Origin of the sequence: Sandaracinobacteroides sayramensis, assembly GCF_022014495.1 — a bacterium.
Taxonomy (GTDB): domain Bacteria; phylum Pseudomonadota; class Alphaproteobacteria; order Sphingomonadales; family Sphingomonadaceae; genus Sandaracinobacteroides; species Sandaracinobacteroides sayramense.
Map to the genome: position 1 here is coordinate 501,999 of NZ_JAKLSQ010000001.1, position 23,563 is coordinate 525,561.

The 23,563-nt window shown below is 67.4% G+C and carries 18 protein-coding genes and 2 pseudogenes; 8 read left to right on the forward strand and 12 right to left on the reverse strand.

Annotated features, from left to right (window positions below; translation table 11 throughout):
- Positions 1–4 precede the first annotated feature (4 nt).
- Positions 5–1,669, reverse strand: coding sequence for an alkaline phosphatase D family protein (locus L6Q21_RS02305; RefSeq protein ID WP_237828852.1), 1,665 nt, complete (start codon positions 1,667–1,669; stop codon positions 5–7).
- Positions 1,670–1,939: 270 nt separating this feature from the next.
- On the opposite strand from L6Q21_RS02305, the gene L6Q21_RS02310 reads away from it, so the two are divergent.
- Together L6Q21_RS02310 and L6Q21_RS02315 are read left to right on the forward strand one after the other, a co-directional pair.
- Positions 1,940–2,716, forward strand: coding sequence for a class II aldolase/adducin family protein (locus L6Q21_RS02310; protein ID WP_237828853.1), 777 nt, complete (start codon positions 1,940–1,942; stop codon positions 2,714–2,716).
- 607 nt (positions 2,717–3,323) lie between these two features.
- The gene (locus tag L6Q21_RS02315) at positions 3,324–4,310 is read left to right on the forward strand and encodes a TerC family protein (protein ID WP_237828854.1); all 987 of its coding nucleotides are present in this window, start codon (positions 3,324–3,326) and stop codon (positions 4,308–4,310) included.
- Between the two features lie 292 nt (positions 4,311–4,602).
- Here L6Q21_RS02315 and L6Q21_RS02320 read toward each other — a convergent pair whose 3' ends face one another.
- From L6Q21_RS02320 to L6Q21_RS02330, 3 genes are all read right to left on the reverse strand, one after another.
- Positions 4,603–5,415: a helix-turn-helix domain-containing protein gene (locus L6Q21_RS02320; protein ID WP_237828855.1), complete on the reverse strand. Its 813-nt coding sequence runs from the start codon at positions 5,413–5,415 to the stop codon at positions 4,603–4,605.
- A 525-nt stretch (positions 5,416–5,940) separates the two neighbouring features.
- Complete coding sequence (locus L6Q21_RS02325; RefSeq protein ID WP_237828856.1) at positions 5,941–7,782, reverse strand: DUF885 domain-containing protein; 1,842 nt, start codon at positions 7,780–7,782, stop codon at positions 5,941–5,943.
- A gap of 130 nt (positions 7,783–7,912) precedes the next feature.
- The gene (locus tag L6Q21_RS02330) at positions 7,913–8,707 is read right to left on the reverse strand and encodes an NF038132 family protein (RefSeq protein WP_237828857.1); all 795 of its coding nucleotides are present in this window, start codon (positions 8,705–8,707) and stop codon (positions 7,913–7,915) included.
- A 218-nt stretch (positions 8,708–8,925) separates the two neighbouring features.
- On the opposite strand from L6Q21_RS02330, the gene L6Q21_RS02335 reads away from it, so the two are divergent.
- From L6Q21_RS02335 to L6Q21_RS02345, 3 genes are all read left to right on the forward strand, one after another.
- The gene (locus L6Q21_RS02335) at positions 8,926–9,951 is read left to right on the forward strand and encodes a quinone-dependent dihydroorotate dehydrogenase (protein WP_237828858.1); all 1,026 of its coding nucleotides are present in this window, start codon (positions 8,926–8,928) and stop codon (positions 9,949–9,951) included.
- Between the two features lie 32 nt (positions 9,952–9,983).
- Positions 9,984–11,819 carry a gamma-glutamyltransferase gene (gene ggt, locus L6Q21_RS02340; RefSeq protein ID WP_237828859.1) on the forward strand — a complete coding sequence of 612 codons (1,836 nt, stop codon included), beginning with the start codon at positions 9,984–9,986 and terminating at the stop codon, positions 11,817–11,819.
- A gap of 100 nt (positions 11,820–11,919) precedes the next feature.
- On the forward strand, positions 11,920–13,680 hold the full coding sequence (locus tag L6Q21_RS02345; RefSeq protein ID WP_237828949.1) for an AMP-dependent synthetase/ligase: 1,761 nt from the start codon (positions 11,920–11,922) through the stop codon (positions 13,678–13,680).
- Positions 13,681–13,964: 284 nt separating this feature from the next.
- On the opposite strand, the gene L6Q21_RS02350 is transcribed toward L6Q21_RS02345, so the two are convergent.
- The 5 genes and pseudogenes from L6Q21_RS02350 to L6Q21_RS02365 form a co-directional block, all read right to left on the reverse strand.
- Positions 13,965–14,324: a hypothetical protein gene (locus L6Q21_RS02350; protein WP_237828860.1), complete on the reverse strand. Its 360-nt coding sequence runs from the start codon at positions 14,322–14,324 to the stop codon at positions 13,965–13,967.
- A 20-nt stretch (positions 14,325–14,344) separates the two neighbouring features.
- Positions 14,345–14,923 (reverse strand): hypothetical protein, encoded by a 579-nt coding sequence (locus tag L6Q21_RS02355; protein WP_237828861.1) that lies wholly within the window; start codon positions 14,921–14,923, stop codon positions 14,345–14,347.
- Between the two features lie 84 nt (positions 14,924–15,007).
- A pseudogene (locus L6Q21_RS18205) lies at positions 15,008–15,103 on the reverse strand (PEPxxWA-CTERM sorting domain-containing protein); the annotation flags it as partial.
- Positions 15,104–15,127: 24 nt separating this feature from the next.
- Positions 15,128–16,306, reverse strand: a pseudogene (locus tag L6Q21_RS02360) (choice-of-anchor tandem repeat GloVer-containing protein); the annotation flags it as partial.
- Between the two features lie 166 nt (positions 16,307–16,472).
- A complete protein-coding gene (locus tag L6Q21_RS02365) occupies positions 16,473–17,561 on the reverse strand; it encodes a helix-turn-helix transcriptional regulator (RefSeq protein WP_237828864.1) in 1,089 nt (362 codons plus the stop codon).
- Between the two features lie 221 nt (positions 17,562–17,782).
- Between L6Q21_RS02365 and L6Q21_RS02370 the strand changes: the two genes are divergently transcribed.
- Positions 17,783–19,363: a phospholipase D family protein gene (locus L6Q21_RS02370; RefSeq protein WP_237828865.1), complete on the forward strand. Its 1,581-nt coding sequence runs from the start codon at positions 17,783–17,785 to the stop codon at positions 19,361–19,363.
- A 4-nt stretch (positions 19,364–19,367) separates the two neighbouring features.
- Here L6Q21_RS02370 and L6Q21_RS02375 read toward each other — a convergent pair whose 3' ends face one another.
- Positions 19,368–19,661: an EF-hand domain-containing protein gene (locus L6Q21_RS02375; RefSeq protein ID WP_237828866.1), complete on the reverse strand. Its 294-nt coding sequence runs from the start codon at positions 19,659–19,661 to the stop codon at positions 19,368–19,370.
- A 214-nt stretch (positions 19,662–19,875) separates the two neighbouring features.
- Between L6Q21_RS02375 and L6Q21_RS02380 the strand changes: the two genes are divergently transcribed.
- Positions 19,876–20,478, forward strand: coding sequence for a TetR/AcrR family transcriptional regulator (locus L6Q21_RS02380; RefSeq protein WP_237828867.1), 603 nt, complete (start codon positions 19,876–19,878; stop codon positions 20,476–20,478).
- Positions 20,479–20,776: 298 nt separating this feature from the next.
- Positions 20,777–21,424 (forward strand): manganese efflux pump MntP, encoded by a 648-nt coding sequence (locus tag L6Q21_RS02385; protein ID WP_237828868.1) that lies wholly within the window; start codon positions 20,777–20,779, stop codon positions 21,422–21,424.
- On the opposite strand, the gene L6Q21_RS02390 is transcribed toward L6Q21_RS02385, so the two are convergent.
- Positions 21,425–22,513: a nuclear transport factor 2 family protein gene (locus tag L6Q21_RS02390; RefSeq protein WP_237828870.1), complete on the reverse strand. Its 1,089-nt coding sequence runs from the start codon at positions 22,511–22,513 to the stop codon at positions 21,425–21,427.
- Positions 22,510–23,448 (reverse strand): hypothetical protein, encoded by a 939-nt coding sequence (locus L6Q21_RS02395; protein WP_237828872.1) that lies wholly within the window; start codon positions 23,446–23,448, stop codon positions 22,510–22,512. Before L6Q21_RS02395 ends, L6Q21_RS02390 begins: the two co-directional genes overlap by 4 nt.
- Positions 23,449–23,563 lie beyond the last annotated feature (115 nt).

A 23,563-nucleotide genomic window follows, 5' to 3' on the forward strand; every position in this document is an offset into this window, starting at 1 on the left:
TCCTTCACCCCATCTGCAACCGCCGCTGCCCCGCCCCCACGCCGCCGCGCACCACGCCCGCCAGCTGCGGCGCGCGCGAAGCGACCGGCGCCGTGAACCGCCATTCGCAGGCCGCCCGCAGCGGCGTCAGCGTGACATGCATATAGCCGCGCTGAGAGGTGTCCGCCCATTTCAGCGTCGGATTGGCCTGCACCAGCGCCCCGGCCAGCGCCGCCGGCGGCGCGTTGCGCAGATAGGCCTCGAACCCCGGCGAGGTCACCGAATGCCCGGCGAATTCCACCCCCGCCGGCCGGCCGTCGTTCACCAGGTCGCTCGCCCAGGCGTTGTGGCTGTCGCCCGCCAGCACCACCAGATCGGCGCCCGCCCGCTGCGCCGTCGACAATATCCGCGCCCGCGCCGCCGGATAGCCGTCCCAGCTGTCCATGTTGAAGGGCAGCCCCGCCTTCGCGGCCAGCTCCGCCGCCCCCAGATAGGCGGCCACCTCGCCGGGCGTGTTCGGCCCGGCCATCGCCGAGGCCCCCGGCGGCGCGTGCAGCTTCCCCATCACCACCTGCTGCGCCAGCACCTGCCAGCGCACCCCGCGCTTCGCCGCCGCCTGCATTTCGGTGAAAAGCCACTGCTCCTGCGGCTGCCCCAGCATCTGCCGGCTGCCCGCCACCCACTGCTCGTCTCGCAGCCGCTTCAGCGCCGTCATCGTGTCCGGCCCGCGCTTGATCGCCGCGCCGATGTCCAGCGGCTCGTCCCGCCCGCTCACCCGCGTCTCCAGCCGGTAGAGCGTCGCCAGCCGCCCGATCTCATATTTCGCCCAGTAATCGTCGGAAACCGGCAGCCAGTCGCGATAGGCCGAGGTCGCTGCCGCCACCCGCGCCTTCCAGTCGCCCTCGCTGCGCGGATCGTGATTCTCCGCCCCGCCGCGCCAGGCGTCGTTGGCGATTTCATGATCGTCCCAGATGGTGATCGCCGGCACGCTGGCGTGCAGCTTCTGCAGGTCAGCGTCTGAGCGATAGCTGCGATAGCGCGCCCAGTAATCCTCGCGGCGGATCGTCTCCCCCGCCGGCTCGATCACCCGCCCGGCGACCGTCTGCGCGCTCGCCGGATAGGTGCCGCGGGCATATTCATAGATATAGTCGCCCAGATGCACGAACAGGTCGATGTCGTCGGCCGCCGCCGCATGGCCATAGCCGTTGAACCAGCCAAACGGCAGGTTGGAACAGGAAAACACCCCCATACGAAAGCTGTCGGGCGCCCCGTCCGGCAAGGTCTTCGTCCGCCCCAGCACCGAAGCGACATTCTTCTCCGGCCCCCGCCAGCGGTAATAATAGGTCCGCCCCGGCATCAGCCCCTTCACCGTCACCCGCGCGGTCCAGTCCCGCGCCGGATCGGCCAGCGCTTCCCCCATCAGCCGCGCCTTCGCCATCCTGGGGTCGGTGGAAACCTCCAGCCCCAGCGCCACCGGCCGGTTCCCCACTCCCTGATAGCGAGTCCAGAACAGCATGGAGGTCTGCCCCGGCTCCCCGGTCGCCACCCCGTGCGAGAAGCCGCCCAATATCTGCGCCGGCTCCTTCCGCCTCGACCGCTGCGCCAGCGCGTCCGCCGGCAGCAGCAGCCCGGCACCCGCCGCCCCCACGCCCGCCAGCAGGTCCCGCCGCGAGTAATCCCGACCACTCATGCGTTTCTCCTTTGCGCCCATCCCCCGGGCGCGCCCCGCAGCTAGCGGCCATTGATGACAGGCCGGTTGCCTTCCATGGCCCGGCCCCCGCTCACATTCAATCCGCCCGCATTCAATCCGCCCCGATCCGATCCTCCCGACACCCTCTCTCAAGAAACGGGCGCACAAGCCCTTCCATCTGCGCTAACCTCCCCCACATTCTGGCTCGGGAGAAGCCGCGAGGCGCAGCCGCCCAACCCCGGGCAGAGCGTCGCCGCAGGGAGAGACAGCATGGCCACCCAGTTGAAGACCCCCACCGACGTCCGTGCCCAGGTCTCGCCCGAGGAGTGGGAGCGCCGCGTGGACCTCGCCTGCGCCTACCGCCTCGTCGCGCATTATGGCTGGGACGATCTCATCTTCACCCACCTCTCCGTCCGCGTGCCCGGGCCGGAGCATCATTTCCTCATCAACCCCTACAACCTCATGTTCGAAGAGATCACCGCCTCCGCGCTGGTGAAGATCGACGTGCACGGCAATCCGGTGATGGAAACCCCCTACATCACCAACCCCGCCGGCTTCACCATCCACTCCGCCGTGCACATGGCGCGCGAGGACGCGCAGGCCGTCATGCACCTCCACACCCCCATGGGCCAGGCCGTCTCCGCCCAGTCGGACGGCCTCATGCCCCTCACCCAGACGGCGATGCTCATCCGCGAGGAAATCGCCTACCACCATTATGAGGGCGTGGCGGTGGACCTCGACGAGCGCGAGCGCCTCGTCGCCGACCTCGGCCAGAAGAACGCCATGATCCTGCGCAACCACGGCACGCTGGCGCTCGGCGAAACCGTAGCCGAAGCCTTCATCCGCATTTATTTCCTGGAGCGCGCCTGCGAAGCCCAGATCCACGCGCTCGCCGGCGGCACGCAGCTCATCAACCACCCCCCGCAAGGCACGCCCGAAAAGACGCGCGACCAGGGCGCCGCCGGCCTGAAAATGGTGGGCAACTACCTCGCCTGGCCCGCTCTCCGCCGCAAGATGGACCGCCTGGACCCAAGTTACGCCCAATAAACCCCGGGAAGGGTTGGGGCGGGGCGTCCTACCAGCGCCCACCAGCCAGCTTGGGGAGCCTCCGGCGGCCAGGGCTTTGCCCTGGACCCAGCAGGGGAATGTTTCCCCTGCACCCCCGATTCTCAACCAAGCGCCACCCCTCACTCCGTCACCCCGGGCTTGACCCGGGGTCCAGCTTTTCCGCCAGCCCAACGCCGCAGAAGCAAAGCCAGACCCCGGGTCAAGCCCGGGGGGACGAATGGCTATGGCCGATCAAACCCCCGAACACAGCCGCGCCCGCAACCGGTTTCCATTGCCTGCGGCGCTCGAACCAACCAGCGCCGCAGGCCATAAACCACCCCACCAGCCCAACCCCGCCGCAAATCCCGAGAACCGGGGGTGCAGGGGCGTCACGCCCCTGCTGGGTCCAGGGCAAAGCCCTGGCCGCCGGAGGCAAAAACCCCCTACCCCCGCACCAACCCCAACCCCTTGAAACCCGCCTCCAAAGCCCCTAATTCCCCAGCCAATTCCGGGCCCCTCTGGCCGCGCGGGCGCGTGCGGTGATGTCGGAAGCGCAAGCTTGCTCTGCGCTGACGCGGCGCGTTTCAAGAGCCCATAGGGGACATCGATGGAAATCCTGTTCGGCGAATGGCTGGGCACGCCGCTTTGGCTGTGGCTCAGCTTTTTCGGAATCGTGATCGCGCTGCTCGTGCTCGACCTCGGCGTGCTGCACCGCGAGAATCGCGAGATCGGTGTGCGGGAATCGCTCACCATGTCGGCTTTCTACATCACATTGGGGCTGGCCTTCGGCGGCTTCGTCTGGTGGCAGCTCGGCCCCACGGCGGCCAAGGAATATGTCACCGGCTTCGTTGTCGAGAAGAGCCTGGCGATCGACAATGTCTTCGTCATCGCCATGATCTTCGGCTATTTCGCGGTGCCGCGCCTTTACCAGCACCGGGTGCTGTTCTGGGGCATATTGGGCGTGATCGTGCTGCGCGGGCTGATGATCGGCTTCGGCACCGCGCTTGTCGCCAACTTCGGCTGGGTGCTGTATATTTTCGCCGCCTTCCTGATCTTCACCGGCGTGCAGATGTGGCGCAACGCCGAGGTGGAATTCGACGTCGGCAACAGCCCGGTGCTCAAATGGGTGAAGCGCCGCTTCCGCGTGACGGAGGAACTGCACGGCGACAAATTCTTCGTCCGCCTGCCCGATCCGAAGACCGGCAATCTCACCACCTTCCTCACGCCGCTGTTCCTGGCGCTGGTGATGGTGGAATTCGCGGACGTGATCTTCGCGATCGACTCCGTGCCGGCGATCTTCGCGATCACCACCGATCCGTTCATCGTCTACACTTCGAACATCTTCGCCATCCTCGGCCTGCGCGCCTTGTATTTCGCGCTGGCGGCGATGGTGCACCGTTTCCATTATCTGAAATATGCGCTTTCGGTGCTGCTGGTGTTCATCGGCTCGAAGATCTTCCTCGCCGATCTCATCGGCCTGCCCGGCGGCAAGTTCCCGCCGGAATGGGGGTTGGGGATCACCTTCGCCATCCTTGGGATCGGGGTCGGCTATTCGCTCTGGAAGACGCGGGGCGACAAGCCGGCGCTGCACTAGGTCGGGTTGCCTGCTCTCCTCCGTCACCCCGGGCTTGACCCGGGGCCCAGCTTTCCCGCCGACGTCGACAAGAAGCGGAAGGACGGAAAGTCCCTAGCTTCTCAACCTGGCGCCTGAAGAAGCCGGCCGGCGGCAAAGCCGCCGAGTCCGGCCGGGGGTTTGGAAGCAGGAAAGGAAAAAACGCGGCAAAGCCGCGTGCCGTCGGACTGGCGGGCGATAGAGATCGCCCGCTCAGCCGGCCGAGCTTGCGCCGAGTCCGCCAGTCAACGCTGCGCGTTGATGGCGGCCGGCTTCAGCTTACAAAATTCAGCTTCGGCATCGTCACCAGGCTCTGCCGCTTGGCGATCGTCAGCCTTGCCAGCCAGGGCGAATCCTTCGCCGTGAACTGGTTGGGCGTCATCCCCACGAAGGTCTTGAAATCCCTTATGAAGTGGGACTGGTCGTAGAAAACGCCCCCGGCCGCCACCTCCCAGCCGGCCTCCGGGTCCAGCCCCAGCCGCACCGCCGCCTGCAAGGCGCGGTATTTCCGCGACAGCAGCTTCGGCGAAGCGCCATAGACCCTCAGCGCCAGCCGCTCGATCTGCCGCGACGACATGCCCGTCATCTTCACCAGCTCGTTCACATCGGGGTTGATGCTGCTCGCCAGCCACTCGTCGGCGGCGCGGGTGAACCAAAGCGGCGGCGGCTTCGCCTGCATCGACAGCAGCAGGAAGAAGGCATCGGCCGCCGCCACCACCTCCCGATGGTTGCGCGCCTCGGCCATGCGGTGCAGCGCGCGGCGGGCCACCGGCCCGGCCACATCCTGAAGATCGGCCAGCATGTTGGAAAACTCGCTGGCGCCCGCCCCCACCAGCGCCGCCCAGCCCGCCGGCAACAGCCCCGCGCCGAAAATCTTCAGCGGCCCCCGCGCCACGAAGCCCACGGCCACATTGGTCGGCCCGCACAGCGCCGCCTGCGGCATCGGCACAGCCACACCGCCGCCATAGGAAAAGGTGCCATTGCCCTCATACATGAAGCGCACCTGCGGCAACTCGGCCCGCAGCGTGTCCGACAGCATCGGCACGTCCGCCTCGAAGATGTAATAGGAAGAAACCCAGCTGCGCAAAGGCGCTGCGGGCGAAAAATATTTCAGCGAAAAGGCAGGCGTTTTCAAAGCCTTCCTGCAATCCCCATTGCGACCACCAGCCCCGTTTCGACAAACTGTTGAACATCCGCTCGCCCTGGAGGGACAGTCCATGGCCCTGCCCCGGGGCCTATGGCGAAAACAGGAAGTCCGTAGGCGCGCATCCGGCCTGGGATCGAAGCGGAGTCCTGTCTGGTCCGACCAGCCCGCCCGATATGGGCAAGAATCGCTTTGCCAAGTCCGGCGGGCGCACAATAATCCGCCCGGCAGCCACCAAGGTCAACCCTGTTTCCAATCACAGGGCAAAAAGCACCCTGGGGCGTTAAGCCCCAGGGTGGTAAAAGTAAGGATGGTGGCCATCACGGCGAAAGTCAGAGCCCCCTGTTGCGGGCCTTCCTCAGCCGATCCGGAAACGACCATCCTTTGGGTCGCATTTGTTACATAGCGCCAAACGTCCGAAATGTCTTGTATGGATTCGACAAGTTTCCAGCGCCGGCGCGCCCGCTGTCACCTGCGTGCAACAGCCGGCGCCGCGCCGGACCACAGCCGGACATTCTCCGCCAGCACGTCCAGAGGCACCGCGCCGGACTTCAGCACCACGTCGTGGAAGCCCTTCAGGTCGAAACGGTCGCCCATCTTCGCCTTCGCTTCCTCGCGCAGCTTCAGTATCTCCAGCTTGCCGATGGCATAGGCGTTCGCCTGCCCGGGGAAGATCGCATAGCGCTCCACCGCCCGCACCACTTCCGCCTCGTCTGAGGGGGTGTTCTCCATATGGTAGCGGATCGCCTGTTCCCGGCTCCAGCCCTTGTGGTGCAGGCCAGTGTCGGTCACCAGCCGGATCGCCCGCCACAGGTCCATCTTCAGCCGCCCGAACTCCTGCCAGGCGTCGGAATACATGCCCATCTCATGCGGCAACTGCTCGGAATACAGCCCCCAGCCCTCGGAATAGGCGGTGAAGCCGCCGAACTTGCGGAAGGCCGGCACATCCTTCAGTTCCGTCTGCACCGCAAGCTGCAAATGGTGCCCCGGCAGCCCCTCGTGGAAGGCCAGCGCCTCGATCTCATATTTCGGCATTTCCCGCATATTGTAGAGATTGGCGTAATAGGTGCCCGGCCGCGAGCCGTCGGGCGCCGGCCGGCTGTAGAAGGCCTTGCCGGCGGACTTCTCCCGGAAGGCTTCCACCCGCTTCACCACCAGCGGCGCCTTGGGCAGGGTGGAGAAGGCCTCGGGCAAACGCGCTTCCATCCGCGCCAGCGCCGCCTCGGCCTGCTGCAGATAGGCCGCCCGCCCTTCCTCGGTATCCGGGAAGAACAGCGCATCGCTCGCCCGCACATGCGCGAACAGGTCCGGCAGGTCGCCCTTCACCCCCAGCGCCGGCATCAGCGCCCGCATCTCGCCATGGATTCGCGCCACCTCGTCCAGCCCCAGCTGGTGCACCTCGTCGGGCGTCATGCCGGTGGTGGTGTGGAAACGCAGCCGCTCGGCATAATAGTCCGCGCCACTGGCCAGCCGCCCCACGCCATCGCCCGGACGGGACAGTTTCGCTTCCGCCTCCATCGCCGGGATCAGCCGCCGATAGGCCGGCCCCACCCCATCGCGCAGCGCCTTTTCCGCCTCCGCCACCAGCCGGGCCTCCTCGGCCGCCGGCAGCTTCAGCGCCTGCACCTTGCCGCGAAAATCCGCGAGCAGGCTGGAATCCGCCCCCGCCTCGAAGGGCGCGCCCTTCAGCAGGGCGCGCGCGTCGTTGACGACATGCGGATAGACCCACGCCGGCGCGGCCGCCCCCGCCTGCGCCCGCTTCGCGGAAATCGCCACCAGCTGGTCCATCAGCGGCCCCAGCCCGCGCAGCCGCTCCAGATAGGCTTCCGCCTCGGCGACATTGCCGATGCGGTGGATGTTGATCAGAAAGGCCGGCAGCCCGCTCTGCGCCCCGTTCATCTGGTCGAACGTCAGATCGAGGTCGCGGTATTTCGCCGCCGCCACGCGGCGCTCCATCTGCTTTTCGAACAGACGGTAGGACAGGCGCGAATCCGCGCTCAAGGGCGCCTGGGCGAAGTCTCGGCGCATTTCGGCCAGAAAGGCCACATCCTCGGCTAGGTCGGCCGCCGCCTTCGCGTCCGAAGGGTCGTTCCACTTGCCATAGTCGCCGTCACGCACGCCGCGATAGGCCTTGGCCTGCGGCGATCGGGCCAGCGTCGCCTTGTCGTAGCGATCGAAGAGCGCGGCCAGCGCCCGATCCGCCTGGGCGGTCGCTTCCGCCGTGGCGGGCGCCGGCTGGGCGGCAACGGCCCCCGGCAGCGCGGCGGTGGAAAGGAGAAGGGCGAACAGGGGGGCGATGGATTTCAGCATGCCGGAACAATCGCCGGCCCGCCGCCCTCGCGCAAGCCTCTCCCTCGAAACAGGCCCCTCGAAACAGCATCGCCCCGCGAAAGCCCTCAGGCCTTCGCGGGGCGATCCCGATTTCCGTTCCGCTCGCCGATCAGGCGGCGGCGCGGGTCTGGCGGCGGCGGGCGGCGAAGCCCACCAGGCCGAAGCCCAGGATCATCATCGCCCAGGTGGCGGGCTCGGGCACGCCCGGCGTCGGGTCGACGATTTCGCCGTCGATCTGGATTCCGGTGAAGGCGAGGCCGGTGTCATAGTTTCTGTCGCCGAAGTTGGTGGCGCCGAACTGCAGCGTGTAGATGCCGGCGGTGGTCACCGTGTAGGTGGACTTGATCCAGCCGGTGCTGCCGCAGCCGTTGCCCAGCCCCTGATAGCAGTTGCCCGACGAACCGCCGAGTTGCGCCCAGTTCGTGAGGCCGGGCTGGATCGGCGTGCTGCCGGGGGTCAGCACCACACCGTCGGCAAGGCCGGGAAGACCGAAGCCCGGAACCGTGTCCGCGCCGCCCGTCACGGTGCGGGCGGTGAACAGCACCAGGGCATCGGCGCCGAGATTCAGCGAGGCCCAGGCATAGTCGGGGAAGTTGCTCGTCCCGTCCGAAGTGATGAAGTTGAAGTAGAAGACCAGTTCCGAACCGGCCGCCGCTTCGAAGCTCGCCGTGGTGTAGAGCGAGCCGTTGGTGCCGCCGACGCCCGGAAGCCGGCCGACGGCGGTCTCGCCGCCATTGGTGCTGACATAGCGATAGGTCGGGCCGAATTCCGGCGGAGCCGTCACATCGCCGTTCGGCGCGGCCACGCCGCAATTGCCCACGCAGGATTGCGCGGAAGCCTGGCTCGGCACCAGCGCAAGACCAAGCGCCACGGCGCCAAGGCCGAGGATATTCTTCACGAACATGGATTGCCCTCCATTATATGGCCGCCAGCCCAGGCGGCCTTGCCGGCCTCACGTAGCAAACCCCGTGCCGATCGAATTTCGCCTTTTATTTCAGTCGATTGTGTTTTTGCCGCTGGCCTGGATTGTAAATTATTATTACAGGTTCCGCAGCATATCTTCCCCATGTCCACCCGTGACGGACTTGTGATGGAGTCGTCCTCCGCCTAAGCGCGCAGTCGATGTTCGGCCTTCTCCGCCCCGCGCTTTTCGCCTTGCAGCCGGAAACGGCGCATAACCTCACGCTGTCCGCCCTGTCCCGCCTGCCACCGGCAAGCGGCCCGGCGGCGGACCCGGTCCTCGAAACGAAATTCGCCGGCCTCGCCTTCCCGACTCCCATCGGCCTCGCCGCTGGCTTCGACAAGGACGCCCGCGTCTGGCGGCAGATGCTGGGGCTGGGCTTCGGCTTCGCGGAGGTCGGCACCCTCACGCCCCGGCCGCAGGCCGGCAACCCGAAGCCCCGGGTCTTCCGGCTGGTGGAGGATCGGGCCGTCATCAACCGCCTGGGCTTCAACAACGGCGGGCTGGAGGCGGCGCTGCCGCGAATCCGGCTGCACCCGCGGCTCGGGGTCAATGTCGGCGCCAACAAGGATTCGGCCGACCGCATCGCCGATTATGTGGCGGGCGTCCGCGCCGTCCGCGACCGGGCGGCCTGGATCACCCTCAACATCTCGTCCCCCAACACGCCGGGCCTGCGCGGCCTTCAGGGCGAGGCGCTGCCCGAACTGCTGGCCGCAGCGGCGCAAGCCCGCGGCGAACAGGGCCCGCCCCTGTTCCTGAAGGTCGCCCCCGATCTCGACGACGCCCAGATCGACGCCATCGCCGAGGCCGCGCTCGCCAGCCGCCTCGCCGCCCTCATCGTCTCCAACACCACGCTCGCCCGCCCGGAGACGCTCCGCTCCCCCCACGCCTGCGAAAGCGGCGGCCTTTCGGGCGAGCCGCTGAAAGCCCCGGCGCTCGCCGTGCTGAAAGCCTTCCGCCGCCGACTCGGCGCGCGGCTGCCGCTGATCGGCGCCGGCGGAATCGCCTCGGCCGACGACGCCTACGCCCGCATCCGCGCCGGCGCTTCCGCCGTCCAGCTTTACAGCGCCATGGTCTACGAAGGCCCCGGCCTCGCCGCCCGCATCGCCACCGGCCTCGCCGCCCTTCTGCGGCGCGACGGCTTCGCATCCGTCGCGGATGCGGTCGGAGTGGACATGCGGGCTTGAGCCCGCCGGCCGGCTTGCCTAGGAAGGCATTCATGGTTCGCATCCCGCTGCTGGCGGCCCTGGGGCTCGCCACGCTGTCCTCCCTCGCGATCACGGGGCCGGCATCGGCGCAGACGGTCGCGGCCGCGGCAAGAGTCGACACGGCGCCTGCCACCAGCTTCTACGAACCCGGCTCCGCCACCCTCCGCCGCGAGCCCATCGGCACGGTCGCAAGCGCCCCGCAGATCGCCAGCGCGGCCGATCCGCTCGCCGCCGCCGCCGGCGCCGAACTGCTGCGGGCGGGCGGCAACGCCGCCGACGCCGCGCTGGCGATGATGATCGCCCTGACTGTGGTCGAGCCGCAGTCGAGCGGCATCGGCGGCGGCGGCTTTCTCCTCTGGCACGACGCCGCCACCGGCACGACCCACAGCCTAGACGGCCGCGAGCGCGCGCCGGCCGCCGCCGGCCCCACCCGCTTCCTGCTGCCGGACGGAACACCGATGCCCTTCCAGACGGCCGTCCCCGGCGGCTATTCGGTCGGCGTCCCCGGCGCCGTCGCGCTCATCGCCGAAGCGCACAAGCGCTGGGGCAAGCGCCCCTGGGCGGAGCTGTTCGCCCCGGCCATCCGCCAGGCGCGCGAAGGCTTCCCCGTCACCCCGCGCTACAACCGCTTCGCCGACAGCCGCAAGCAGATGCTCCGCGCCGACCCGGCCGCCGCCCGCATCTTCCTCGACGCCGATGGCGAGCCATGGCCCATTGGCCATGTGCTGAAGCAACCGGAACTGGCGGCGACGCTGGAAACCATCGCCGCCCAAGGCCCGGACGCCTTCTACAAAGGCCCGATCGGCGCGGAGATCACGAAGGCCGTCGCCAACGCCTTCCAGAACCCGGCGGCGCTGACGGCGGAAGACCTCGCCGCCTATCAGGCGACCGAGCGCCCGCCGCTCTGCGCCCCCTACCGCCGCTGGAAGATCTGCTCCATGGGGCCGCCGTCGTCCGGCGGCACCGCCGTGCTGCAGATCCTGAAGCAGCTCGAACGCTTCGACATGGCGAAGCTCGGGCCGGACAATCTCCTCTCCCAGCATCTTTTCGCCGAAAGCCAGCGCCTCGCCTACGCCGACCGGGAGGCTTATGGCGCCGACGCCGACTTCGCCCCGGTCCCGACCGAGGGCCTGATCGCGCCCGACTATATCGCCGCCCGCAGCGCCCTCATCCGCCTCGACCGGGCGATGCCCTCGGCGCAGGCCGGGGTGCCGAAGGGCGCCGCGCCGCGCAAGCCGCAGAAGCTCGCGGACATCCCCTCCACCAGCCACATCGTCGCCGCCGACAGCGCCGGCAATGTGGCGACGCTCACCTCCACCATCGAAGGCCCGTTCGGCTCGGGGCTGGTCGCCGCCGGCTTCCTCCTCAACAACCAGTTGACCGACTTCGATCTCGACCCCCGCCGCGCGGACGGGTCGGAAAGCTTCAACGCCGTGCTGCCGGGCAAGCGCCCGCGCAGCTCCATGGCGCCCACCATCGTCTACGATCAGGCGGGCAATCCGGTCGCCGCCTTCGGCGCCGCCGGCGGCGCCACCATCATCGCACAGGTGGCGAAGGCCATCATCGCCCATCTCGACTGGGGCCTCCCCGTCGAGCAGGCGCTCGCCTTCCCGCAGATCTACGCCGACCGGCGCGGCCTGCGTTACGAGGAAGGCACCCGCCTCGCCGGCATGGCCGCCGGCCTGCAGGCGCTCGGGCACCGGAATGTTCAGGCGGCAACCTTGCCGCTCAAGGGAAATGCCGTCCAGAGGGTCGGGGACGGCTGGCGCGGCGCGGCGGATCCGCGCAGCGAGGGGCAGGCGCTGGGAGCGCCCGTGTCAGGGGCAGCAGCCGCAACTGGGGAGTGACGGGATGAGCAAGGCCGATATCGCCGAAGCCGAACGCCTGAGGCTTGCCGAAAGCCTCGCGGCCGAAACGGGAATCGAGAAGTGGCCGAACCTGGTCGAGATGTTCTTCGCCCAGGCGGAACGGCGCGGCAGCGCCCCCTTCCTCTGGCGCAAGCAGGAGGGAGCCTGGCGCTCGATCAGTTGGGCGGAAGCCGCCGAAACCGTCGCGACGATCGCCGCCGCGCTTCAGGATCAGGGCATGAAGCCCGGCTCCCGGGTGATGCTGGTTTCGGAAAACCGCCCGGAATTCTGCCTCTGGGATCTCGGCATCATGGCGGCCGGCGGAATCACCGTCCCCACCTACACCACCAACACCGCGCGCGACCATCTGCACATCCTCGAGAATTCCGGCGCCGTCGCGGCCATCGTCTCCTCGGCGAAGCTCGCCCGCCCGCTGCTGGAGGCCGCCTACCAGTCCAGCCACTGCCGCCACATCATCGGCTTCGAGCCGCTGGCGGTCGGCCAGGCGGCCACGCAGGTGGAATTGCTGCACGCCGAAGCGCTGCTGGCGAAATACAAGGGCGATGTCGCCAAGGTCCGCGCCGACGCCGGCATGCGCCGCGCCGACCTCGCCTGCCTCATCTACACCTCGGGCACCGGCGGCGTGCCGCGCGGGGTGATGCAGCACCATGGCGCCATCCTGCACAATGTGGCCGGCTGCGCCGACATCATCTTCAACGATTTCCCGCCGGAAACGGGGCAGGAAACCTTCCTCTCCTTCCTGCCGCCCAGCCACGCCTATGAACACACCGCCGGCCAGTATCTGCCGATCGCGCTCGGCGGGCAGATCTACTACGCCGAAAGCCTCGAAAAGCTCGCCGCCAACATCCAGGAAGTATCGCCGACCATCATGGTCGTCGTCCCCCGCCTGTTCGAGGTGCTGCGCACCCGCATGGTGAAGGAGATCGAGAAGCAGGGCGGCCTCGCCCCGCGCCTCCTGAACGCGGCGCAGCGCATCGGCCGCAAGCGCTACGACAATGGCGGCCTTTCCTTCTTCGACAAGCCCGTGGACTTCCTCGTCGAGCGCACGCTCCGCCGCAAGATCCGCGAGCGGATGGGCGGCCGGCTGAAGGCGATGGTCTCGGGCGGCGCGCCCTTGAGCCCGGAAGTCGGCTTCTTCTTCGACGCCATCGGCGTCACCCTGCTGCAAGGCTATGGCCAGACCGAGGCCGGCCCGGTCATCAGCTGCAACCGCCCCGGCGCCCGGATCAAGATGCACACGGTCGGCCCGCCGCTGAAAGACACGGAGGTCCGCATCGCCGAGGACGGCGAGATCCTCGTCGCCGGCGAGTTGGTGATGCACGGCTATTGGGAAAATGCGGAAGAAACCGCCCGCGTCCTGACCCCCAACGGCTGGCTGATGACGGGCGACATCGGCCTGCTGGACGAAGACGGCCACATCGTCATCACCGACCGCAAGAAGGACATCATCGTCAACGACAAGGGCGACAATGTCGCCCCGCAGCGCGTCGAGGGCATGCTGACCTTGCAGGACGAGATCGCCCAGGCGATGGTCTATGGCGACAAGCGCCCCTATCTCGTCGGCGTGGTCGTGCCCGACAATGAGTTCATGCTGGAATGGGCGGCGAAACATGGGGTGGAGCCTTCCGCCCTGCGCCAGAATCCGGAGTTCCAGCGCGCCATGCAGGCGGCGGTGGACCGGGTGAACGCCGGAATCTCGGTGATCGAGAAGGTGCGCCGCGTGATCCTCGCCGACGCCCCTTTCACGGTCGAGAACGAGCAGATGACCCCCAGCCTGAAGATCCGCCGCCACATCCTGAAGAAGGCCTACGGCCCCAGGCTCGACGCCCTCTACAAATAGGGAAAAGGAAAAAGCCCCTCCCCTGCAGGGGAGGGGTTGGGGTGGGGGCGAGCCGCAAACACAAGCCCCAATCCCACCCCCCCAAAAACCAAACGTGCGGGGAGAAATCCCCCCCGCACGCCGGACGCCCACACCCGGTTCCGATCCGGCCGGGCCTCGCAACCAATAAAAACTCTCAGGCGTTCGCCGAAGCCAATCCCGAACACCGCCTGCTGCGCTGACACGAATCGTCGTCAACGAACCTCCCGAACCATCATACGCGCACAGTCACGCCTCGACGTTAATCAATAGGGCTCATTCTCTACGTCATCATTATCGTCATTGTTGCCGACTATCGCTCCCATGAATGCTTTCGTAAAAGCATCCGCTGCCGCCTTGCTTTTTTCATGGGATTCCTGGGCTTTGCGCCGCCGTTCTGCATTCATTCGCGCCAGAGCCTCGTCCGCTTCCTTGATAGCCGCAGCCCGCCATGCGGCATCTTGTTGAGCACCGGAAGGTATGCCGTCAGTTCCACATTGGACATGATGTGGAACAACGGTACCATTACTGCAAACCTTCTGCGCATGTGCCGCACTTGGTCCGATTAAAATTGCGAATGTGATAATATTGCGAAACGTATTTCCAGATGATGAAGAATTTTTCATTTTTTCTCCATTTCCTATTTTTATCTATTTATTGAACATGGTGTAGAATTAATAGTTTGCCATGCCGGATTTCCTCCAACATATGAGCATGTTTTTATATCTTTAGATGCGAAATCAAAGAATTCGCCATTGACTGGCTGTGATGGATAGGTTTTACCATCATCATATGCAGAGTATAACTCGACGATTTTTCTGCAATTTCGGCCAGCCCTTTCGCACTGAGCGAAGGCTTCCATTTCCGCATCCAGTCTTGAGGAAGAGCCGCACGAAAACCCGACTGCCTGGTGTCTGAAGCCGAATACAAGTTCCGGTGCGCCGTAGGCGGTCGCAAACCAACCGGGTTTTGTGCAGTGCAGGGATAATTTCCCGGTAACCGGCCACCCATTGTTGGCTGACCAATTTGCGAGAGTCGACGTTCCAACCGTTCGCATGTGGCCCGCGCCATCCGCCATTGTCTTGGCCGCAAAGCAGCCCGAACCAGCGCGCGCGTGTGTGCTGGTGACACAAAATACTTCGGGTTTGGCAGGCTCTGTCCAGATAATGATTCCCGACAGGGCCAGAAGCAGGCACGAGAATAAGTTCCTCAAAGACTGGTTCATGAATATCTCCCGTAAGAAATCTCCATCGGGAGAGCTTCGGAGATCTCTATCCCGATGGATTACGTATGACCCGCTGGTCAGGATTCAGGCGGCGGCCTGCTCCCGGCGCCGGCGAATGGCCACGCCCACAAGTCCGAAGCCGGCAATCAACATCGTCCAGGTAGCAGGTTCAGGAATGTCGGGCACAACAAAGCCCGTATCGCTCAGCTTGAAAATGGTGCCATAGTTGCCGATTACACCGCCATATGTTGTGCCATAAAGGTTCCCGGAGGCATCGGCGATCAGATTGCCGATGGGATTGCGCCCATCCGACCCATTGAAGCTATACAGCAGGCTGTAGACGCCATCATTGTCAATTTTGAACACTGTTCCATGGTCGGTCTCAGCCCCGCGGCCTGTTCCAGTGGTGCCATACAGGTTGCCGACGGCATCAAGGATCAGGCCAGTGGGATAACGCCCATCCGATCCGTCGAAGCTGTGCAACAGGTTGTAGATGCCATCTGCGCCAAGCTTGAACACAGTGCCAAGGCCGTTCGCGCCGCCGCTACGTGTTGTTCCATAGAGGTTGCCAGCAGCATCGGCGATCAAGCCAGTATCGGGATTGTTCCCATCCGACCCATTAAAGCTATGTAGCAGACTGTAGCTACCGTCTGCGCCCAGCTTGAACACCGCGCCATAGCCGTTCGCGCCACCGTAGCCTGTCGTCCCATAGAAGGTGCCGGAAGCGTCAGCGATCAGGCCAGCAGTGGGATTGCCTCCGTTCGTTCTATCGAAGCTGTGTAGCAGGCTGTGGCTACCGCCCGTGCCAAGCTTGAATACTGTGCCATAGCCATTCGCGCCGCCCATGACTGTCGTGCCGTAGAGGTTGCCTATGACATCCACAATTAGACCAGCATAGGGCGCACTCCCGTTCGTCCCATCGAAGCTGTGTAGCAGGCTGTGGCTACTGCCCGTGCCAAGCTTGAACACTGTGCCTAAGCCGTTCGCGCCGCCCGCGCGTGTCGTTCCGTAGAGATTGCCCGCGGCGTCAAAAATCAAACCAGCATCGGGGCTACTGCCATTCGACCAGCTGAAGCTGTGCAGCACACTGTGGCTGCCGTCCGGGCCCAGTTTGAACACCGTGCCAAGGCCGTTCGCGCCGCCACCAGATGTCGTTCCATAGAGGTTGCCAGCAGCATCGGCGACCAGGCCAGCATAGGGATTTGCCCCATCCGACCCGCTGAAGTGGAACAGATTCGTGAAAGTGACAGCCGCGGCCGGCGTCGCCAAGGTCGTGCCGGCCAGCAGCGCTGCGGCCACGACGAACGAATGCGTGAATTTGCTGATAAACATATGCCCCGTCTCCCGCTGTTCATCCCGATGGATGTAGGCGGGGAGTCGCATTCACAGCCTCCGCGATCCATCACCCATATGGGTGAAATCGGACGATATTTTCTGGCAGCGGCTCAGTTTGAATTCGATGTCGGCAATTGCCTCCAACCCCCCTCACCTCGGGTCAAGCCCGGGGCGACGCGGGGGCTGCCCGGTTCCCTCAAACCGCCCCAACCGTTCAAACCGTCCGCAACATCGCCTCCAGCTTCGCCAGCAGCAGGCTTTGGCGGCTGGTGTCCGTCTTCAGGAACAGGGATTTCAACTGGCTCCGCAGCGTCTCCACCGACCGTCCCCGCTCTCCGGCGATCTCGGCCAATGTCCGCCCGGCATGCAACCCTCGCGCCAGCGCCAGCTCGCCGGGCGAAAGCGCGAAGCGCTGCGCGATCGCCGCCCAGCCGTCGCGCACCCGCGCCTCCGGGTCGGTGATGGAGAGCGCGCACAGGCTCCGCCCCTCCAGCGCGAAGGGCATCACCGCCACCTCCAGCGGCGGCCGTCCGTCCGGCCGGGGCAGCAGCAGGTGGGAGGGCACGCCGGCCCGCCGGGCCAGCACATCGTCGATCGCCCGCAAAAGCGCGCGGCCCTGCCCCGTCCCGCGCAGCCGCAGCCGGCCCTCGCGCAGCCGCAGCGCATCTCCGGCCGCCAGCAGCCGCTCGGCCGCCTCGCTGCAAAAGCGGATGGAAAGCCCCGGCCCCACCACCAGGATCGCCCGCCCCGCCTGCTCGATCAGCGCCCTCAGCAAATCCCCTTCGCGGCGCAGCCCCCCCAGCAGGTCGCGCGCCGCCAGAACCCGGCGGACATGCCGCAAGGCCCGGTCCATTCCCGCCTCGTCCGCCTCCCCATAGGCCTCGGCACCAAGCGCGCGATGCGTGGCGATGATCAGCCGGCTGTCCCCCAGCACATATTCCCCGCCCAGGCAGCGGCCGGTATCGTCTCCATGATAGTGGAAGAAGTCGCGGTAGAGCGCGCTCTCCAGCAACTCCCGCTCCGGCACATAGGGGCAAAGCGCCACGGCCCGGCCCACCAGCCCGAAAGACCGAACGCGCGTCGCCCAGGGGTTGTTCAGGGCGAAATGGCCCACATAAGCAGCGCTCATCTCGGGCGAGAAATGGCAGTAGGACTCGATCTGGCACGCACCGTCCGCCCCGAACCGATAGATCAGCGCAGATCGGGAGTGCGCCATCCGGGCAAGCGTTGAAGGCAGCCGGCCGAACGCATCCTCATCGTCGATCGCCGCATAGAGATCGTCCAGATGATCCGCCTCAAGCATTGCAGAACGCCCCCGTCAGCAAAAGCTGCCGGTCATTTACCATGATTGTCCGATTCTCCCACGCGCAAACAGACCCGGGGCTTTTTCGACGGCGCTGCGCTTCAAGAAGAAAGCCGAAGCCCGGAGCACGGGCCGAAGGCGCGGCCCAGCCCCGCAGACCGCCCCCACCCCGCCCTTGCGCAAGGTTGCCAACCGCCCCGCAATCGGCTTTCCCTCAAGCCATGCGCTTCCTCCTGCTCCTCGCCTGCCTCGCGCTCGGCATATTGGCCCTGGGGTGGATCCTGCGCCTGCTCCGGCCGCTGCCGCCGCTTGCCGACCGTCCCGCCTCCGCCGCGCTCGGCAACACCGCGGACACCAGCCTCGGCCGCCTCCTCGCGCCGCTCGCCGCCGCCCATCCCGGCCTTTCCGGCATCCTCCCCCTGTCAGACGCGCATGAGGCCTTCGCCGCCCGCATGCTGCTGATCCGCAAGGCCGAACGCAGCCTGGACCTGCAATATTATATCTGGCGCGCCGACGTCTCCGGCCGGCTGCTGCTGGAGGAGGTGCGCAAGGCCGCCGATCGCGGAGTCCGCGTCCGCCTGCTGCTGGACGACAACGGCACCTCCGGGCTCGACCGGGAACTGGCCTTCCTCCACCGCCACCCGCATATCGAGGTGCGGCTGTTCAACCCCTTCACCATCCGCCGCCCGAAGCTTCTGGGCTATGCGATGGACTTCTTCCGCCTGAACCGGCGGATGCACAACAAGAGCCTGACCGCCGACAACCAGGCCACCATCATCGGCGGCCGCAACATCGGCGACGAATATTTCGGCGCCAGCCAGGAGAGCCTGTTCGTCGATCTGGACGTGCTGGCGGCAGGCGCCGTCGTCCCCCGGCTGTCGGCGGACTTCGACCGCTATTGGGAAAGCGAATCCGCCTATCCGGCCGACCGCATCCTGCGTCTTGCCGGCGAACCCGTCGCGATCGCCCCCGCCTCGGCAGAGGCGCAAGGCCGCGCCCAGGCCTATGAGCATATGGTGCGCGAAAGCCTCATCGCCCGCGAACTGGCCGCCCGCGAACTCGCATCCGGCCGCTCGGATTTCGAATGGACGGCGGTGCAGATGGTCAGCGACGATCCGGCGAAGGGGCTGGGCAAGGCGCGGGACAGCGACCTGCTGATTGGCCGCCTGCTGCCCCTGCTCGGCAATCCGGAACAGCGGCTGGCGCTGGTCTCGGCCTATTTCGTTCCCACCACCAGCGGAACGGCGCAGCTCACCGCCCTGGCGCGCGGCGGGGTGGAGGTGTCGGTCCTCACCAACGCCCTGAACGCCACCGATGTGGCGGTGGTCCACGCCGGCTACGCCAAGCACCGCCGGGCGCTGCTGGAAGGCGGCGTGCGGCTCTACGAACTGAAGGGCGAAGGCAAGGCCAGCCTCAAGCTCACCCCCAGCGGTTCGGGCAGCATCTCCCGTCCGGTCTTCCGCGCTTCGGGGTCGTCGCTCCACGCCAAGACCTTCGCGCTGGACGGCGCGCGAATCTTCGTCGGCTCCTTCAACTTCGATCCCCGCTCGGCCAGCCTCAACACCGAACTGGGCTTCCTGATCGACAGCCCCCGCCTCGCAGGCGCGCTGCAGGCGATGTTCGACGAGGAGGGCGGGGAGGCGGCCTATGAAGTGCGTCTGTCCGCCGACGGCCGGAGCCTGATGTGGCTCGACGAAGCCGATGGCAAGCGAAGCCTGCTCCTGAAGGAGCCGAACAGCGGCCCGCTGCAGCGCACGATCCTGAAGCTGCTGGCGCTGCTGCCGATCGACTGGCTTTTGTAGCGCTTCACATATTGCGCATCTGCATCGCCTTCTGCATGGCGGCGCGGCCTTCCTCGCGGGTCACCTTCCCGTCCTTGTTCAGGTCCATCATCGCGAAACCGTCCGGGTTGCGCCCGGCGGCGATCCACTCCTCGCGGGTGATGACTCCATCCTTGTTGGCGTCCACCGCCTCCCAGAAGCGGCCGGGCTGCGCGCCGCCCTTGGCCGCCGCCGGCATCTGAGAAGAAGGAGGAGTCTGGGCGGAAAGCGGCAGCGCCACGACCAGCGCGGGCAGGATCAAAAGAGCGGTGCGGGGCATGTCGTCGATCTCCTCTCCACCCATCCAGCGGGGCGGAATCCTTTCCCCATCTACACATTCCGCCCCATCGCCGCCAGAAAGCCTGTGGCTTCATTGCCCCAGCGGAAGCCGGCGCTTCTTCATCCACCCTCCCGTGGCCGGCTTCCGATCCGCCATTTATGGCACATAAAGGGCCAATAGTGACAGGCCACCAAAATTCCGCCAATATGCCGCCATGTCCAGCGAAGCCGCCCTCCGCCCGACCGCCCGGCCCGAACCGGACGGCCGCCGCCGTCGCTCCCTCGACAGCCGCCGCCGGATCGTCGAGGCGATGATCGCCCTGGTGAAGGAAGGTGATCTCACCCCCAGCGCCGAGGCGATCGCCAACCGCGCCGGGGTCGGCCGCCGCACCGTCTTCCGCCTCTTCTCCGACATGGAGGGGATCTATCGCGAGATCCATGCGATCATGCGCGACAAGGTGGAGCCGGTCCGCCAGATGCCGCTCGCCGGCGACACGCCCGAGGCGCGGCTCCACGCCCTCGTCGACCGGCGCGCGCGGGTGTTCGAGGAAATCCTCTGGCTGTTGGCGGCCGCCGCCATCCACCGCCACGGCTCGCCGGTGCTGCAGACGGAGCATGCGGCGATCCAGCAGGAGCTGCGCGCCATCCTCCAGGCCCTGCTGCCGCCGGCGCTCGCCACCGACGCCCAACTCATCGAAGCCCTGGACGCGGTGATGAGCATGGACATGTGGCGCCGCCTGCGGCTGGAACAGAAGCTCGACGCCGAAGCCGCCACCGCCATCGTCCATCGCCTGGTATCCGGCATAGCCGGCGGCTGACACCCCCACTCCCCCACCCCACCCCCACTCCCACCCCTCCCCCGTCACCCCGGGCTTGACCCGGGGCCAGCTTTCCTCCCCCCACCGCCTTGCCCGGCAGAAACCGCCCGCAGGGCAAGCCAAAGCTTGCCCGCCCCGCCGCGCTGCGCTAAAGCCTGCCATTCCTGTTGGGGAGTAGCCTCCGGCGAGCCGAAATCGCCGGGATCGCGTCAACATGATCGTGGCTTCGGCCGCGTGGCGCGTTCAGCGGAGCATCCGCCTGGCGAGACCAGCGCCTCTCACGGCCGCACCGGCCGGCGTGGGAAGCGCGTCTCGTCGCCCGGTGGAAAGCCTGATCGAAATGACCCCGATCGCCATCGTCATCCTGTCGATCAGCATGTCGACCGACGCCTTCGCCGCCGCCGTCGGCCGGGGCGCCGCGCACCGGCCGACGCTGAAGGCGGCGCTGAAGGCCGGCCTCGTCTTCGGCGTGATCGAGGCCATCACCCCCATCCTCGGCTGGGCGGCCGGCACCGTCGCCGCCGGCTATGTCGAGCGGGTCGACCACTGGATCGCCTTCGCCCTCCTCACCCTCGTCGGCGGCCATATGGTGAAGGAAGCGCTTTCCGAAGACAGCCACGCCGAAGACAGCCCGGAAACAGAGGCCCGGCCGCGCAACGCCGGCCCGCTCGCCCTCATCGCCACCGCCATCGGCACCAGCATAGACGCGGCGGCGGTCGGCGTCGGCCTCGCCTTCCTCGGCGCCAACATCTGGGTGATCGCCGCCGCCATCGGCGTCTCCACCTTCATCCTCACCACCATCGGCATGCTGATCGGCAAGGCCGTGGGCGCCCGCTTCGGCAAGAAGGCGGAGCTTCTGGGCGGCCTCGCGCTCATCGGCATCGGCCTCGCCATCCTCGCCGACCATATGGGCTGGATGGCCTTCGGCCTCGGCGGCGCAAGCTGATCAGGCCAGCGTCGTCACCATCCGGCTGATCTTGCCGGCGGAATTGACGGTGAATCGCGTGCGCATGCGAAAGCTGCCCACCGACCCCAGGGCGACGATCTCGCTGCCCTGCACCACCGGCTTCTGCATCTCGCCGCGCCCCATATGGGCGTTCGCCTGCACCGCCTGCCGCACCGCCGCCTTCCCCCGATAGGTGCCGTTGGGCGACACCAGCACCACATCGTCCGCCAGTTCAGCAAGCGCGGCGGCTTCGTTCTGGCGGTTGGAGGCGGCGACGAAGCGGGAAACGGTCGCCACCTGCGCCGAGGTGGGCCCGGCCGGCCGCGCGGCCGAAGCGGTGGGCGCGGCCGCCGGCGCCCGCGCCGTGCGGGTTTCCCGGTTCACCAGTTCCGCAAGGCGCGTCCGGTAGGCGGAGACGGAAGGGTGCTGCCCGCCGTCCTGGTCCAGCCGATACTGCTGCCCCAGCAGGCGAAGCGCGCCCGAGCTGGAAGCGCCGGCGACGGCCTGCTGGAAAGCCGGCTCGTTGGCCGCGAAGATCGCGCCGCCCAGCTCCGCCCGGCACTGCGCCACCCGGGCGGAAAGGCGCGCGAACGTCGCCTGCGCCCCCCCGTCGGCCAGCCCCTGCCGCCACTGCTGCAACTGCGCCTCGTGCGACAGCAGCGGCTCCAGCGGATGCGGCGCGCCGGGCGCCACCCGCGTGTCCGCCTGCGCGGTGGACGCCAGTTGCAGCAGCGACGCCCGCGCGGCGGCGGCGACGATCGACCAGTTGCCAAGCGCCGTCAGCATCGGCCGGCTGGCGGCATCCACATTCGGGTCGGCCGCCATGGCGCGCAGGGTGGATTGCAGCTGCGCGATCCCCGCCGCCTCGCCGCGGATTCCCTGCGCCAGCTTCGCCGCATCCTCGGCCCCGCCCACATAGCCCCGGTCCCCCGGCGCCGGGCAGGCCCGGTTCTCCAGCGCGGCGACCGTCTTCTCGGCCTCCGCCCGCGCGGCGGCCGACGGATCGCCCTTGCGCTGCGCGAAGGCCGGCGCCCCCGCAAGCAGGACCGCCGCAGCGATAAGAGCCGCGCCCCCGCCTGCGCGCCTCATTGCGGAACGGAAAGGTTGGGCCGCCCCGCCAGTTGCACCGCCGTCGAGGAGTCGCGCAGCTTGCGGCCGCTCGGCCCGAACGCCGCCATCGAAAGCGCGCCGCCCGCCTTGCCCTGGAAGCCGGTGCAGCTCCGGCCGTTCTGCCGAAACTGGGCGGCAATCTGCTCGGCCATGTCCTGCCGCGCCGACGGATCGAGGCGCGGATTCTCGATGCTGACCGTCGACTCGGCGGGGTCGCCGCACAGAAGCCCGCCGGAAAGCGTGGTGGGCGTGCTGACGATCGCCTCGGTGGCGCCGCTTCCGGCCCGGTAGCGGTTCACCGACACCAGTTGCGCGCCCCGGCGCTGGAACTGGCCGACCACCTCGCAGCCCGACGGGCCACGGTTGAGGCAGAGATAGGGGTGGCTGGCGGACAGCTTCACGACTTCGCCGGCATCCAGGAAGGCCGCGTTCTTCACGAACTGCGACTGGTCCGATGGCCCGCCCTGCTTCGCCAGCCGGTCCTCGGCCGCGGCGTCGATGATGCCGGACCCCAGGATGACCGCTTCCCAGTCGTTGCTGCGGTCGGCCATGGCGGAGAACATGATCCGCTCGTTGTAGAGCCCCCGGGCGATCATCCGGCCCATCTGCGGGCAGGTCAGGCCATGGCCGGCGCGCACGCCGCCGAAGAAACGCGCGGCGGGCGAGACCGCCCCTTCGAACAGTTTCGGATCCTTGCCGACGATGGTGACCGACACCTTCGGGCCGCAGGCGGGATTGGCGGCATAGGCAACCAGATCGGTTCCCGAACGGCCGATGACCCGCCCGTGCGAGGGTGCCGCCTGCTGCGCCGCGGCCGGGAATGCCAGCCCCGCGACGCCCAGAATGGCAAGCGCCGCCGCGACCGGCGGCCCAGACCGGCGGCCGGCGGCGGCCCCGCCCGATGCCGCCCGCATGACTTTCCTGATCCTCGATGGAAACCGCATGATCGCCCCTGTTTTCAGAATTGGACCGTGAAACCCCCGACGCCCTCGCGGGCGCCGGACAGTGGCCGAAAGCAGCGGTGCAAGT

Coding starts and splice junctions, on each gene's coding strand:
- L6Q21_RS02395 (WP_237828872.1), bottom strand. CDS start 23,448: ATGCGGGCGGCATCGGGCGGGGCCGCCGCCGGCCGCCGGTCTGGGCCG.
- L6Q21_RS02305 (WP_237828852.1), bottom strand. CDS start 1,669: ATGAGTGGTCGGGATTACTCGCGGCGGGACCTGCTGGCGGGCGTGGGG.
- L6Q21_RS02325 (WP_237828856.1), bottom strand. CDS start 7,782: ATGCTGAAATCCATCGCCCCCCTGTTCGCCCTTCTCCTTTCCACCGCC.
- ggt (WP_237828859.1), top strand. CDS start 9,984: ATGGTTCGCATCCCGCTGCTGGCGGCCCTGGGGCTCGCCACGCTGTCC.
- L6Q21_RS02335 (WP_237828858.1), top strand. CDS start 8,926: ATGTTCGGCCTTCTCCGCCCCGCGCTTTTCGCCTTGCAGCCGGAAACG.
- L6Q21_RS02310 (WP_237828853.1), top strand. CDS start 1,940: ATGGCCACCCAGTTGAAGACCCCCACCGACGTCCGTGCCCAGGTCTCG.
- L6Q21_RS02355 (WP_237828861.1), bottom strand. CDS start 14,923: ATGAACCAGTCTTTGAGGAACTTATTCTCGTGCCTGCTTCTGGCCCTG.
- L6Q21_RS02380 (WP_237828867.1), top strand. CDS start 19,876: ATGTCCAGCGAAGCCGCCCTCCGCCCGACCGCCCGGCCCGAACCGGAC.
- L6Q21_RS02345 (WP_237828949.1), top strand. CDS start 11,920: ATGTTCTTCGCCCAGGCGGAACGGCGCGGCAGCGCCCCCTTCCTCTGG.
- L6Q21_RS02390 (WP_237828870.1), bottom strand. CDS start 22,513: ATGAGGCGCGCAGGCGGGGGCGCGGCTCTTATCGCTGCGGCGGTCCTG.
- L6Q21_RS02330 (WP_237828857.1), bottom strand. CDS start 8,707: ATGTTCGTGAAGAATATCCTCGGCCTTGGCGCCGTGGCGCTTGGTCTT.
- L6Q21_RS02315 (WP_237828854.1), top strand. CDS start 3,324: ATGGAAATCCTGTTCGGCGAATGGCTGGGCACGCCGCTTTGGCTGTGG.
- L6Q21_RS02375 (WP_237828866.1), bottom strand. CDS start 19,661: ATGCCCCGCACCGCTCTTTTGATCCTGCCCGCGCTGGTCGTGGCGCTG.
- L6Q21_RS02350 (WP_237828860.1), bottom strand. CDS start 14,324: ATGAAAAATTCTTCATCATCTGGAAATACGTTTCGCAATATTATCACA.
- L6Q21_RS02370 (WP_237828865.1), top strand. CDS start 17,783: ATGCGCTTCCTCCTGCTCCTCGCCTGCCTCGCGCTCGGCATATTGGCC.
- L6Q21_RS02365 (WP_237828864.1), bottom strand. CDS start 17,561: ATGCTTGAGGCGGATCATCTGGACGATCTCTATGCGGCGATCGACGAT.